The organism is Gilliamella sp. ESL1225 (assembly GCF_058502635.1).
Genome location: NZ_CP196358.1, coordinates 1,614,194 through 1,628,183, shown reverse-complemented (window position 1 = coordinate 1,628,183; position 13,990 = coordinate 1,614,194). Strand labels below are relative to the sequence as shown.

The following is a 13,990-nucleotide window of genomic DNA, read 5'->3' as shown; positions in this document are numbered from 1 at the left end:
TACGATTAGATTATTTATTGGCAATTATATAATCATCTTGACGATAATAGTGTAATCCTTTTAATTTAAGTTCTTTTAATTAAATTAAAATAATAGGCTCTATTAATCACAATATCATATCTAAAAATAAAAAAATTAAATTGCTGAAATCAAAAATAACTATCATTTTAGCAAAGTTATCTATAGTTATAACGTAGGCTAAATTAGCGTTTAGTTGATTATTTTAATCGGTATTTTATTTTAGCCAAGTAACAATATTATCTAAAGACCAGCGTATTTTAGGTTGTGGCTGATTAATGCGATAGCCAAAGGTTAAACACAGTGATACGGCAAAATTTTCATGACTGATTTTTGGAATGGTCTTTTCTAAAATTGTCATAATTTTATTAGATTCAAAGCCACCTAATACACAAGAGTCGATACCTAGATAAGCTGCCGACGTAATCATATTGGTACTTGCGATATAAGTTTGCATTTCCGACCAATGATTAAGTGTTAAACCTTCGGCTAACCCTTTATTGGCAAAATTAATAAACGATTGGCAAGCGACATCAATTGCGGTTGTGTCATTCGGCGAAGAGATCTCTCGAGCAATCGCTTGTCGTAAATAATCGCTTTGCAAGGTAAAATTATTTGCCTTTCGATATAAGACAATGACAAGGTGAGAGCAGCTACTTACTTGTTTTTGATTATAACAAGCAAAGCGAAGCTCTGTTTTTAATTCTTCATTTTCAACCACAACAAAATGCCAAGGCTCTAATCCAAACGATGAAGGGGAATTTTTACCGGCTTCAAGAATTATATCCATATCGTGTTTTGCGATCTTTTTTTGACTATCGAATTCTTTACATGCATGACGAAAATCAAATGCCTGTATTAATTGATTCATTTTAATATCTCCGAGTTATTTTCTTTCCATGGCGCGACTTTTAATAGCAATAGCATGCCAGGGATACCTAAAATGATGCAAACGATAAAAAAGTATACCCAGCCAATATTATCAATAATGATACCACTCGTTGCGCTAATTAATGTTCGTGGGATTGAGGTAATACTGGTAAATAAAGCAAATTGAGTCGCTGTATAAAGGGGATTGGTATTTTTAGCAATAAATGTGATTAAGGCAACTGAACCTAAACCGACACCTAAGGATTCATAAATAATAACCGCAGCTAAACAGCCATTTTCATAAAAACCAATCGATTGAAAAGGACCGATTGTCGCTAGCCACACAAAGCCTAAAATCGAACTAATTTGAATAAATCCAAACCCCCAAAGGCAACGATTAACCCCTAATTTTAAGATTAAAATGCCGCCGAGTAGGGCACCAATAATGCTTGACCATAAGCCGGCATTTTTTGCCACGATCCCAATATCTGAATTACTAAATCCCATATTAATATAAAAAGGGGTGGCTAACGATGTTGCAAGCGCATCGCCTAATTTATAAGTAAAAATAAATAGCAATATATACATTGACATTTTAATACCATTTCTCTGAATAAATTCTTGAAATGGCTGAACAATTATTTCATTAAAGCTGTGATTTTTTATAATTTTAATGGCAGGCTCTTTTATAAATAAAGTCATTAAAATAGCCGGTAACATAAATAACGCGGTAATCATAAAGACACTTTGCCAAGGTATATAATCAGACAATATCAGCGAGAGTGAACCTGGAACAAGCATTGAAAGGCGATAAGCATTAACATGTATGCTGTTACCTAAGCCAAATTCATTATTAGTTAGTAATTCACGCCTAAAAGCATCTAATGCGATATCTTGCGTTGCTGAAAAAAAGGCAATAATAACACTTAAACTTGCTATCAACATAATATCTAAAGTTGGCGATAAAAAACCTAAAACACCGATACTCGCTAACAATAAAATCTGTGTGATTAAAAGCCAACTGCGCCGACGACCTAAGGCAAAAGGACAAAAATTATCAATCAAAGGCGCCCAAAGGAATTTAAACATATAGGGTAATTGTGTTAAGGCAAAAGCGCTAATAGCTTTAAGATTAATACCATAGTTTGTTAACCACGCGGGTAAAAGCTGCGTTAAAAGATAAAAAGGAAGGCCAGACGCAAACCCGGTTAATACGCAAATTAACATCTTACGTGAGAATATTGAATGGATTAAAGATTGTTGATTTTGCACAGAGCTCATAGATTAAACAATTAGGCAACTTAATTTAATAAGCCGTTATCATATCATATTTATCATCAATGTAACCTCGATGATAGGCTTAATTATATTAATCAGGATTGATACATTGATTAATTCATATAAAATCCATATTGTCTATAAATTGTATCATAAAAAGATGTGAAATCTTAACAAACATGCTATGTTACGTTTAAATAGTAATGAACAAGACATATTTATTAAAAGGAATCGCAATGAAAAAGAATTTAAGAATCGTCGTTTTTAGCAGTAAAGATTACGACAAAGACTATCTTGAAATGGCAAATAAAAAATTTGGTTTTGAACTGGAGTTTTATGATCACAAATTAAATCATAAAACAGCAATTACTGCTAAAGGATTTGATGCCGCTTGTGTATTTGTTAATGATGTTGTCGATAAACCTACATTACAGGAATTAAATAAACTTGGCGTCAAGATTTTAGCTTTGCGATGTGCCGGTTTTGATAATGTCGATATTAAAGAAGCGAAAAAACTTGGGATCACGGTTGTTCGTGTCCCTGCTTATTCGCCAGAATCTGTGGCTGAGCACGCCGTTGCGTTAATGATGACATTAAATAGGCGCACTCATAAAGCCTATCAACGCACGCGCGATGCAAATTTTTCACTCGATGGTTTGACAGGTTTCAATATGCATGGCAGTACAGCCGGGGTGATTGGTACAGGTAAAATTGGTCAAGCGGTGATTCGTATTTTAAAAGGCTTTGGCATGGATGTTTTGGCCTTCGATCCGTATCCTAATGATAAAGCTGTTGAATTAGGTGCTAAGTATGTTCCGTTAGATGAATTATATGCAAAATCTGATGTTATTACGCTGCATTGTCCGATGACTCCTGAAAATTATCATCTTTTAAATAAAGAATCCTTTGATAAGATGAAAGATGGCGTCATGATTATTAACACAAGTCGTGGCTCATTACTTGATTCAAATGCGGCAATAGATGCGTTAAAACAAAGTAAAATCGGTGCTTTAGGAATGGATGTTTATGAAAACGAACGTGATTTATTTTTTGAAGATAAATCTAACGATGTGATATTAGATGATGTATTTAGGCGTTTATCTTCTTGTCACAATGTTTTATTTACGGGTCATCAAGCATTTTTAACACAAGAAGCGTTATTAAATATCGCCGAGACGACATTAAACAATATTAAAGAGGTAGCCGAAGGAAAACCTTGCCCAAATATTGTTGAATAGAAAGTAATACGATTAAATATTTTCGGTAATAATGTTTTATGTTGTTTTTATGTTATTCAATAGTGTTCTATTACATACTATTGGATAATAGTAAGAAAAATGTATTTTAAGGGCAGTTTATGAAAGTTTTATTCGTTTGTTTGTTATTGTTATTAACATCTTGCCAAAGTAATTTGGGATCCGCTATACAGTCTAAACCGCAACGCGGTAAAGCGCTTGTTAAAGGTGGATTTTATATTGAAAATAATAAGGAACTTAAGCAAACTCAACTCATGGCGTTATCTGCCCCTAAAAAACAATTTTTGCAAGAGATGGTAACTAAGCATCGTTTTGATGAACGGCAATTACATCAGATCCTTGCAAAAACCGAGCAGCTTGATTGGATTATTAATGTAATGGACAAACAAGCCCCTCAAACCAGCAAGTTAAATAAGCCGAGCGGCGCGTGGATTAAATATCGAGATAAATTTATTACTCCGCAAAATATTCAAAAAGGCGTCGATTTTTGGCTAGCGCATCAAACGTCTTTAGAACGCGCGTATCAATTATATGGCGTGCCACCTGAAATTATAGTAGGTATTATGGGCATCGAAACGAAGTGGGGACGTTTGACAGGTCAAACGCGTGTTATTGATGCGCTTGCTACCTTAGCCTTTGCTTATCCAAGGCGGGCTGATTATTTTAAACAAGAATTAGAAGAGTTTTTATTAATGAGCCGCAACGAAGGCATTGATCCTTTTACAGTAAAAGGGTCATTTGCTGGGGCGATGGGATATGGGCAATTTATGCCATCTGCATTTAAAAATCATGCTATTGATTTTAATCAAGATGATCATATCGATTTGTGGGATGCGGATGATGCTATTGGCAGTATCGCAAATTATCTAAAAGCTTATGGCTGGCAGCAAGATAAAGACATTGCCATTAAAGCATTAGGGCAAAATTTACAATTAGAGACAGGATTTAAAACTAAGTACGATCCTTTATTTTTAACAAAACAGGGACTGAAGGCTACGACTCCTTTAAAAGATAGCAAACAAGTGAGCTTAATAAAATTAGATATGGGCGATCGTTTTCAATTTTATTATGGATTAAGTAATTTTTATGTTATTACCCGTTATAATCACAGCACACACTATGCCATGGCTGTTTGGCAATTAGGTGAAGCCGTTAAACAAGCCAGATAATCTTATAGTTTGCCGATAAAAATAAATTTTTTTTATAACTTATTAAATTTAAATGTAAGAGAGATTTATCTTCTTTCTAAGTAAAAAATAAAACGATAATATGTCTCTTTTCTAATAAAAAAACAGAAAGGATAAAAATTTATGTGGCAACAAATATTAAGTGGAATGATGATTACATTCTCTTTAATCGTCGCGATTGGCGCGCAAAATCTGTTTGTATTGAAACAAGGTTTACTAAAAAATCATATCTTATATGTTGTTTTAATTTGTTTTATTTGTGACTTTATTTTAATGACTGTCGGCGTTTTAGGTATTGGTGGCATTATCAGTCAAAATTACATTTTCTCAACTACTCTGGCTATCGCAGGGGCTGCCTTTTTAATATGGTATGGTACTAAATCTCTTCTTAGTGCAATAAAAGGGCAAAGCTCTCTTAAAATTGAGATCAATGGGCAGGAAAAAAATCAATTATTCGTGACAATTATTTCTACTTTTGCCGTCACCTTACTTAATCCGCAAGTGTATTTAGATACTATTGTTATTGTGGGCGGCATTGCTGGAACGCTTTCTTTTGATCAAAAGGTTTATTTTTTAATCGGTTCAGTTATCGTTTCTTTTATTTGGTTTTTTAGTCTTGGCTATGGTTCACGATTACTCTTACCTTTATTTAAACAAAAAAAAATGTGGGTAATCTTAGATTGTATTGTTGCATTAATTATGTATGCCATTGCAATTATGCTCATCATCGGGATATTTTAATTGAATAACTATGCGAATAGATAACCAATCAAAATAGTCGCATTTACTGCCTTGTTAGGTTTTAACAAGACAGTAAATTATAAGAATTTCAGTCAAATTGTTAATTTGTTTTTAACTATCAGCGGGTGGTTCAATAGCAGAATAAGTCGCTAATAATTCTAATAATTTATATTTAGCCGAAATCACTTTATTAGATCTATCATGTAATTGGTTCGCCACCGCAGGCTCAAGCGTCTCTAATCGTCTAAACCGTTGTTCTTTCAATAACACATCTGACAAAATTTCAGCAGCAGGTGGTCTTGAGTCGAGCACTAACGCGGGCTTGCCTTCTGCTTCACGACGAGGATCGTAACGATAAAGAGGCCAAAAACCGGATTTCGTTAGGTTTTTCATCTGTTCGTGTGATTTAGCTAAATCATAGCCATGCTCTTCACATGGACTATAAGCAATAATTAAAGATGGACCATCATAAGCTTCAGCTTCTTGAATGGATTTTAATGTTTGATTTAGCTGCGCACCTAATGAAATTTGCGCGACATAAACATGCCCATACATCATCACACTTAAACCAAGATCTTTACGGGCTTTGTGTTTTCCTAAATCAGCAAATTTTGAAACAGCGCCCATCGGAGTTGCTTTTGATTGCTGACCGCCTGTATTTGAATAGCATTGTGTATCAAGTACAAGAATATTTACGTTATTTGTTAAACTCATCACATGATCAAGTCCGCCATATCCAATATCATACGCCCAACCATCACCGCCAATTGCCCATACTGATTTATCGATTAAGTAATCAGCATCTTTGATTAATTCTTTGGCTTCTGGCGAGGTTAAATGTGCCAATTGCTGGCGTAATATTTTGATTTGTTCTCGTTTTTGATCAAGATTTAATTCGTTTGATTGTAAATAGGTTTTAATTTCGGGTGAAATTTCTCCCGTCACTAAATCTAAAAGTCGTGTTGCTCGTTTTTTGTGTTGATCATAAGCAATACGGTAACCTAAAGCAAATTCGGCATTATCTTCAAATAAAGAATTTGCCCAAGCAGGTCCTCGACCTTCGCGATTTTTGGTATAAGGTGTTGTTGGTAAATTGCCACCATATATGGATGAGCAACCCGTCGCATTGGCAATGGCTAAATGATCGCCATATAGCTGTGTTAATAATTTGATATAAGGTGTTTCACCACAACCAGAACACGCGCCCGAATATTCAAATAAAGGGGTTAATAATTGCGATGTTCTAACATCAATACGTTCAAGGGTATTAATATTTCGATCGGGTAATGCTGTAAAATAGTCATAATTAATTTTTTGTGTCTCAAGATTAGGAATGCGAGGCTCCATATTAATGGCTTTAATATCGTAATTATTACGATCTCGAGCCGGACATACTTCAACACATAAATTACAGCCAGTGCAATCTTCTGGTGCCACTTGTAACACATAGCGCTGTCCTTTCATATCCCGTGCTTTAACTTCAAGGGAGCTTAAAGAAGGTGGGGCACCTTCCATTTCAATTGGTTCAACCACTTTTGCTCTTATTGCCGCATGCGGGCAAGAGACAACACAATGATTACATTGTGTGCAAAGATCGGCACGCCAAATAGGGATCTCGTCGGCAATATTTCGTTTTTCATATTGCGTTGTGCCAACTGGCCAAGTTCCATCAGGTGGAAATGCTGAAACGGGAAGGCTATCACCAACACCGGCAAGCATTGCCGCTGTAACCGTTTTAACAAAATCAGGTGCATAGTCAGGTACAATGGCTGGTCGAAAGTGGCTTGTTTCATCAATGCAAGATAACGGGATAGCTTCAAGAGAGGCAACGGCTAAATCAAGTGCTTGCCAGTTTTTTTCGACAACATCTTGCCCTTTACTGCTGTAACTTTTGCCAATAACTTCTTTTAATTGTTCTAGACTAAAATCATTTTTGAATATTTCAACTAAATAGAAAAAGGCCGCTTGCATAACGGTGTTAATTTTATTACCTAGTTGGCATTCGCGTGCAATTTGTGCCGCGTTGATAATATAAAAATGCGCTCGTTTTTTAATTAATAGCGCTTGTACATCTTTGGGTAAGCGATGCCATATTTCATCTTTATTAAATGGGGTATTTAATAAAAAGATACCATCATCTTTTAATCTTTCGACAATGTGATATTTATCGATAAATTGATCTTGATGACAACCAATAAAATGCGCATTCGAAATTAAATACGGTGAATCAATTGGATTTAAATCAACGCGTAAATGTGAAGTCGTTAAACCGCCTGCTTTTTTCGAATCATAAACAAAAAAACCTTGTACATAAAAAGGCGAATTACTACCAATAATTTTAATATTATTTTTCGTAGCAGAAACGGTTCCATCGCTTCCAAGACCAAAGAATAAGGCTTCGAGTGCTGATTTTTGTTTGATGCCAGTTGACGGTAAAGGAAGCGATAAACCGCTTACATCATCATAAATGCCGACAGTAAAACGCGATTTAGGGGCGCTTGAATTTAATTCATTAAAAATGGCAAGGACACAATTTGGATCGAATTCTTTCGAAGATAGCCCATAACGACCGCCAATGATTTTAGGCATTCGCATACGTTCGCCGCGCGATAAACTTTCCGCGAAGGCTGTTATTACATCTAAATAAAGTGGTTCCGCTTGTGCGCCAGGCTCTTTTGTGCGATCAAGCACAGCAATCGTTTTGACCGTGTTTGGGATCACGTCTAAAAAGTGTTTAGCCGAGAAAGGACGATATAAACGCACGACAACAACCCCTACTTTTTCGTCATCGCCTAAAAGATGATCAACGACTTCTTTTGTTGTGCTATAACCGGATCCCATAATAATAATAATTCTGTCGGCATCTTTAGCACCGTAATATTCAAATGGTGCATAGTGACGACCGGTTTCTTTTGCAAAGGCTTGCATAGCTTCATCAACATGATCGTAAACTTTATCATAATAAGGATTAACGGCTTCACGGCATTGGAAGAAAGTATCTGGATTTGCCGAAGTCCCTCTGACAACAGGTTTATCAGGCGTTAATGCTCGATTACGGTAGGCTTCTATTGCTTTATTTGGCATTAGATTACGTATTTCATCATCACTAATTGGATGAATTTTATTGACTTCGTGTGAAGTTCTAAAGCCATCAAAAAAATGAATAAACGGGACTTGACTATTTAAGGTAGCAATTTGCGAAATTAACGCTAAATCTTGCGCTTCTTGCACTGAGCTTGAGCATAACATCGCAAATCCTGTTTGGCGAACCGCCATAACGTCCGAATGATCACCAAAGATAGACAGCGCATGCGTTGCAACTGTACGGGCTGCGACATGTAAAACAAAAGGCGTTAATTCACCGGCAATTTTATATAAAGAGGGGATCATTAATAATAATCCCTGTGATGAGGTGAACGATGTTGACAGTGCGCCAGTCATTAATGAACCATGTACAGTCGCAATTGCGCCAGCTTCGGATTGCATTTCTATCACATTTGGTACATCACCAAACACGTTGAGTTTATTAAATTCTGCCCAAGTACTGGCTTGCTCGGCCATCGGCGAACTTGGTGTAATAGGGTAAATGGCAATGACTTCATTAGTTCGGTAAGCGATAGACGACACCGCGCTGTTAGCATCAGATATGATCATTAAAAGACCTTGTAATTTATTAAATTATGACATTACTTACTTGCAAATAGTTTTATTATTCTATCAGAAATAGTCGTGATATCGGTAACGAATATCTCTATCATTTATAGGAATAGTAAATTGTTAAATTTTACGCGCAAAATAAAAAGTTTAAAACAGTTTTAATGAATTGTATTAAGAGGGGAAATGATGTCTATAATTTTTACGATGTTATTTGTTTTATTTGCTTCTTTTGCGCTGTTAGGTATTGTAAAACTGAAGGCGATTTCTGAACAGATTAAAAAATTTATTGCTAAATTTTAATGATAAAGGGTGTTTAATCAAACAAAATCAAAAACCGAGTAATATTAAATCCTATTAAAAATTGCCTTAATAAATCAAGTTAGTTAAGGCAATAAATTTTAGCGATTTTTAAATATCTCTATGACAGTTAAATTAACGGCATTATGATTAGTTAATGATCACGCGTTCGTTATCTTGACTACTAATAATTTCACCAATCACCCAGGCTTTTTCGCCATGATTGGTTAACAGATCGAGGGCTAATTTCACCTCATTTTTTGGTAAGGCAATAATCATACCAACTCCGCAATTAAACGTTCGATACATTTCGTAATCGCTGACATTTCCGGTTTTTTGTAACCAATTAAAAATTGCTGGCCATTGCCAACTTTGACTGTCGATGATGGCTTGCATATTATCAGGTAAAACACGAGGAATATTTTCCCAAAATCCACCGCCTGTAATATGTGCCATAGCATGAATATCAACTTTTTCAATTAAAGCTAAAGCAGAATTAACATAGATTTTGGTTGGCGCTAATAGGTGATCGGCGATCGGTATATTGTCTAGTTGACATTTTTTAATATCAATATTGTTGATCGCTAAAATTTTTCTAATCAATGAATAGCCATTAGAATGGGGCCCACTTGATGCAAGGGCAATTAACACGTCACCGGCTTGCACTTTACTGCCATCAATAATAGCTGATTTTTCGACAACACCTACACAAAAACCAGCGAGGTCATAATCATCACCTTGATACATGCCGGGCATTTCGGCGGTTTCTCCACCAACCAGTGCGCATTTAGCTTGCTTGCAACCTTCACTAATGCCTTTTAGTACGGTTTCTGCATTATCGACATGTAATTGACCTGTTGCATAATAATCAAGGAAAAATAAGGGCTCTGCGCCTTGTACGATTAAATCATTAACGCACATAGCGACTAAATCAATGCCAATGGTATCATGACGATTTAAATCCATCGCGAGCCGTAATTTTGTGCCGACACCATCAGTACCTGATACTAAAATAGGCTCATTATATTTATTCGGAATGGAACAAAGGGCTGCGAAACCACCAAGTCCGCCCATAACTTCAGGGCGTTTGGTTTGTTTAACGAGGGGTTTTATACGTTTGATTAACTCATTACCCGCATCAATATTAACGCCGGCATCTTGATAACTTAGAGAATGTTGATCTGACACGAAGACAACTCCGCTAAAAATGAGGTAAGGCTATTTTAACAAGAAAATATGACTTTAGCGATATTTTATATTTTATAACTTACTGATAATACTAACTTTATTCGCTGTTTTTTAGGTTTTTCCTTACAAAACAAACGATTAGCTTTAAAGACTATTTAGATCTTGTTATCTGATTGATTTTCAAACCAACTTTCTAGGATGATAATTGCCGAAGTTGCATCTACATGACCTTTTTCAAGCGCTTTATACCCCCTCGATGCAAAAATATGCGATTTTGCTTCAACAGTTGATAAACGTTCATCTTGTAAATGAACTTTATAACCAAACATACCATGTAATCGATTAGCAAATTTGCGTGCCCGAAGAGTAAGAGGTTGCTCGCTACCATCCATATTAAGCGGTAAGCCTACCACTAAATAATTAGGTTTCCAGTCATCTAAAATTTTTTTTATCTCTTGCCAATTTGGTTTACCCTCTTTGGCTTTAAAAGCACCTAACGGATTTGCAGTTTTGGTAATATCTTGACCGATTGCAGCTCCAATGCTTGCTGTGCCAAAATCAAAGGCAATAATGGTTGCCATTTTATGCATTTCCTACTTGTTGTGAGATGGTGTGAATATTAATACCTAAACGATTTGCAGCTTGTTGCCATCTCTCTTCAACGGGACAAGAAAATATAATCTCAGGATCAGCTTGCGTGACCAGCCAATCGTTACTTGCAACTTCTGCCTCTAATTGTAAAGGTTGCCAGCTTGAATAGCCCAAAGCGAGAAAAAATTCTTTAGGTTGTTGCGGTGTTGCGACGGATTGTAATAAATCTAAAGAAATTGTGATCATAATATCGTCAGAAATTTTGATACTTGAGGCAAAACCTTCTTGAGGATAATGCAAAATAAACCCTTGTTCATCTGTTAAAGGCCCCCCCATAAAAACAGGTTGTTGAAGTTCTTTACAATCTTTAGGGGCGATGAGGTCAAGGCGTGATAAGATTTCACCAATATTCATGTCTGGAATAGGCTTATTGATAATAAGTCCCATTGCACCTTCTTGATTATGTTCGCAAATATAAACAACCGATCGCTTAAATATCGGATCGGTTATAGAAGGCATAGCAATAATAAAGTGATTTTTTAAATTCATAGTATGGTTAGATTTTGCCAGTTATAAGGCGCATTTACCTATTTTTATTTTATGTTCAACATTGCAGTGCATCAGTATTTCTTCTTCACCATTTTCTTCATTAAAAGATTCTGCAATCGGCTCAAAATGCTGGGATTGGAAAAATTCAATGGCAGGAAGATTTTTTTTGTAAACATGAACCATAAGCTCGTTATGATATTGTTTAGCTTTATCTAAAAGGGCTTTACCGGTTCCTTGATGGCGATAATCTTCACTCACATAAAGACCCGAAATATAGTTATCTGATAAACCAATAAATCCTTTGATGCCATTTAAATCTTGCACATAGACTTGTGACATGCCAATAAACATTTTCACTAATTCGTAATTTTGTTTAAAAAAATCCGCCTCAATAAAAGAATGGTGTTTAAGATTACAATCTAACCAAAGTTGCATGATGGAATCTAAATCTGACGCTTGATATTGTCTTATCATAATTTATCTTATTTACCTTAAAAGTGAGATGAGATAACGCTGTATAATTGGAAATCTAGCAGTATATCTTTAAAATCATTAACTATCCAAATATAAACTATCCCAATATAATTTATTCAAATAGTAATTAAGCAAATTAGTGCTATTTTTTGCTTTTATCAATTAATCTTAATTAAGGCTTTTTATTTAATCGATGTTCAATCGCATCCATTAACATTCCTGTAATTGATAGACCGGTAATAGCGGATTCGATTTCGCGCACACAAGTAGGACTTGTTACATTTATCTCCGTTAATTTATTACCAATAATATCAAGTCCGACAAAAATTAATCCTTTTTGTTTTAAAATGGGTGCTATGCTGTTTGCAATATGCCAATCACTTTCCGTTAAAGGTCGAACTTCGCCATGGCCTCCCGCTGCTAAATTTCCGCGTGTTTCACCTTTTTGTGGAATTCTAGCTAAACAATAAGGTACGGGTTTACCATCAACAACTAATACGCGTTTATCACCGTCTTTAATAGCAGGAATAAAATTTTGTGCCATACAAAAACGTTGATTATGTTCGGTGAGTGTTTCGATGATGACAGATAAATTAGCATCGTCTGGCTTAATTCTAAAGATTGACGCTCCGCCCATCCCATCCAAAGGTTTTAATATTATATCGTGATGTTTGTGGTAAAAATCTTTAATCAATTGGGTTTGACGGGTGACAAGTGTTTCTGGCGTAAATTGTGCAAACCACGATGTATAGAGTTTTTCGTTACAATCACGTAAGCTTTGCGGTTTATTAATGATTAATACACCATCATCTTCGGCGCGTTCAAGGATATAAGTCGCGTAAATAAATTCGGTATCAAAAGGGGGATCTTTTCGCATTAAAATGACATCAAGATCACTTAATTTTAGGGTACGTTGTTCACCAAATTCGTACCATTTATTTTTATCATTAAAAACGGTTAAATTTTTAGTCGTTGCATAAGCCTCACCACCACTTAAAAATAGATCCTTCATTTCAATATAAAATAATTCATAACCACGTTTTTGGGCTTCAATCAACATGGCGAAACTGGTATCTTTTTTAATATTAATCTGGTTAATTGGATCCATAACAATACCAAGTTTTATCATGATATCTCCTTTTTTATTTAAGATTTAATGCGTTAAACAAACTGCCTCAAATATTTATTCATATTAATTGCAACTTGTTGCATTTTGTTAATAATAATTTAATGAATAGTAAATGATGATATATCATCGTTTTCCAAAGTAATATAAATTTATCATACCTGTAAGGCAGCGATTTGCCTAGTTTACCGTAAGATTTCTTTTTATCTTGAAAGCAATGTTTCGTTAGCAATACGAATTAATGATATTAAAGAATTAATACTAAAAAAAGCAATGATAAACAGAAGTATTAATTGTTAATATTCACCTTTTTTAAAAATTATGAATATGATAATTTAGGGAGTGTTCTAATTTCTGTTAAATTTCCATCTATTTTTAAATTAAAGGTAAAACTGTGAATGCCTATCTCTTATTAATGGTGGCAATTATTTTTGAAATAATTGCGACTTCTTCGTTAAAATTATCGAATGGCTTTACACAATGGGGTTATACGTGCCTCTCACTCATCTGTTACGGCGTGTCATTTTATATGTTGTCGTTAACGTTAAAAACGATTCCTGTCGGTATTGCTTATGCGATTTGGTCAGGGATTGGTATTGTGTTAATAAGTGTAGTTGCTTGGCTTTTTTTAAAACAAACGTTAGATTTAGCCGCAATAGTAGGAATGGGGTTTATTATGTTTGGTGTAATTATTATTAATCTTTTCTCAAAAGTCGCAGCTCATTAACCGATTTGAATTGTCTTTTATTCATGCCTCG

At 35.1% G+C, this 13,990-nt stretch carries 12 protein-coding genes; 4 read left to right on the top strand and 8 right to left on the bottom strand.

Annotated features, from left to right (window positions below):
• Positions 1 to 235: 235 nt before the first annotated feature.
• Positions 236 to 889 carry an NAD(P)H-dependent oxidoreductase gene (locus tag ACSYSW_RS07455; RefSeq protein WP_491705657.1) on the bottom strand — a complete coding sequence of 218 codons (654 nt, stop codon included), beginning with the start codon at positions 887 to 889 and terminating at the stop codon, positions 236 to 238.
• Positions 886 to 2,169 (bottom strand): AmpG family muropeptide MFS transporter, encoded by a 1,284-nt coding sequence (locus tag ACSYSW_RS07450; protein WP_491705658.1) that lies wholly within the window; start codon positions 2,167 to 2,169, stop codon positions 886 to 888. The genes ACSYSW_RS07455 and ACSYSW_RS07450 overlap by 4 nt, the downstream gene beginning before the upstream one ends.
• 233 nt (positions 2,170 to 2,402) lie before the next feature.
• Between ACSYSW_RS07450 and ACSYSW_RS07445 the strand changes: the two genes are divergently transcribed.
• The 3 genes from ACSYSW_RS07445 (at position 2,403) to ACSYSW_RS07435 (ending at position 5,350) form a co-directional block, all read left to right on the top strand.
• Positions 2,403 to 3,404, top strand: coding sequence for a 2-hydroxyacid dehydrogenase (locus ACSYSW_RS07445; protein ID WP_491705659.1), 1,002 nt, complete (start codon positions 2,403 to 2,405; stop codon positions 3,402 to 3,404).
• 119 nt (positions 3,405 to 3,523) lie between these two features.
• A complete protein-coding gene (gene mltB / locus ACSYSW_RS07440; RefSeq protein ID WP_491705660.1) occupies positions 3,524 to 4,591 on the top strand; it encodes a lytic murein transglycosylase B in 1,068 nt (355 codons plus the stop codon).
• 141 nt (positions 4,592 to 4,732) lie between these two features.
• Positions 4,733 to 5,350, top strand: a complete 618-nt coding sequence (locus ACSYSW_RS07435) for a LysE/ArgO family amino acid transporter (protein ID WP_491705661.1) — start codon at positions 4,733 to 4,735, stop codon at positions 5,348 to 5,350.
• A 111-nt stretch (positions 5,351 to 5,461) separates the two neighbouring features.
• On the opposite strand, the gene nifJ is transcribed toward ACSYSW_RS07435, so the two are convergent.
• The 6 genes from nifJ to gshB form a co-directional block, all read right to left on the bottom strand.
• Positions 5,462 to 9,004, bottom strand: a complete 3,543-nt coding sequence (nifJ, locus tag ACSYSW_RS07430; protein ID WP_491705662.1) for a pyruvate:ferredoxin (flavodoxin) oxidoreductase — start codon at positions 9,002 to 9,004, stop codon at positions 5,462 to 5,464.
• A 450-nt stretch (positions 9,005 to 9,454) separates the two neighbouring features.
• Positions 9,455 to 10,492: a phosphoribosylformylglycinamidine cyclo-ligase gene (gene purM, locus ACSYSW_RS07425; protein ID WP_491705663.1), complete on the bottom strand. Its 1,038-nt coding sequence runs from the start codon at positions 10,490 to 10,492 to the stop codon at positions 9,455 to 9,457.
• A 155-nt stretch (positions 10,493 to 10,647) separates the two neighbouring features.
• On the bottom strand, positions 10,648 to 11,073 hold the full coding sequence (ruvX, locus tag ACSYSW_RS07420; RefSeq protein ID WP_491705664.1) for a Holliday junction resolvase RuvX: 426 nt from the start codon (positions 11,071 to 11,073) through the stop codon (positions 10,648 to 10,650).
• Position 11,074: 1 nt separating this feature from the next.
• Positions 11,075 to 11,632: a YqgE/AlgH family protein gene (locus ACSYSW_RS07415; protein ID WP_491705665.1), complete on the bottom strand. Its 558-nt coding sequence runs from the start codon at positions 11,630 to 11,632 to the stop codon at positions 11,075 to 11,077.
• A 21-nt stretch (positions 11,633 to 11,653) separates the two neighbouring features.
• Positions 11,654 to 12,106, bottom strand: coding sequence for a GNAT family N-acetyltransferase (locus ACSYSW_RS07410; protein ID WP_491705666.1), 453 nt, complete (start codon positions 12,104 to 12,106; stop codon positions 11,654 to 11,656).
• A 172-nt stretch (positions 12,107 to 12,278) separates the two neighbouring features.
• Positions 12,279 to 13,235, bottom strand: a complete 957-nt coding sequence (gene gshB, locus ACSYSW_RS07405; RefSeq protein WP_491705667.1) for a glutathione synthase — start codon at positions 13,233 to 13,235, stop codon at positions 12,279 to 12,281.
• A gap of 391 nt (positions 13,236 to 13,626) precedes the next feature.
• Here gshB and ACSYSW_RS07400 point away from each other — a divergent pair, with 391 nt between their 5' ends.
• A complete protein-coding gene (locus ACSYSW_RS07400; protein ID WP_491705668.1) occupies positions 13,627 to 13,959 on the top strand; it encodes a DMT family transporter in 333 nt (110 codons plus the stop codon).
• The last annotated feature ends 31 nt before the right edge of the window (positions 13,960 to 13,990 follow it).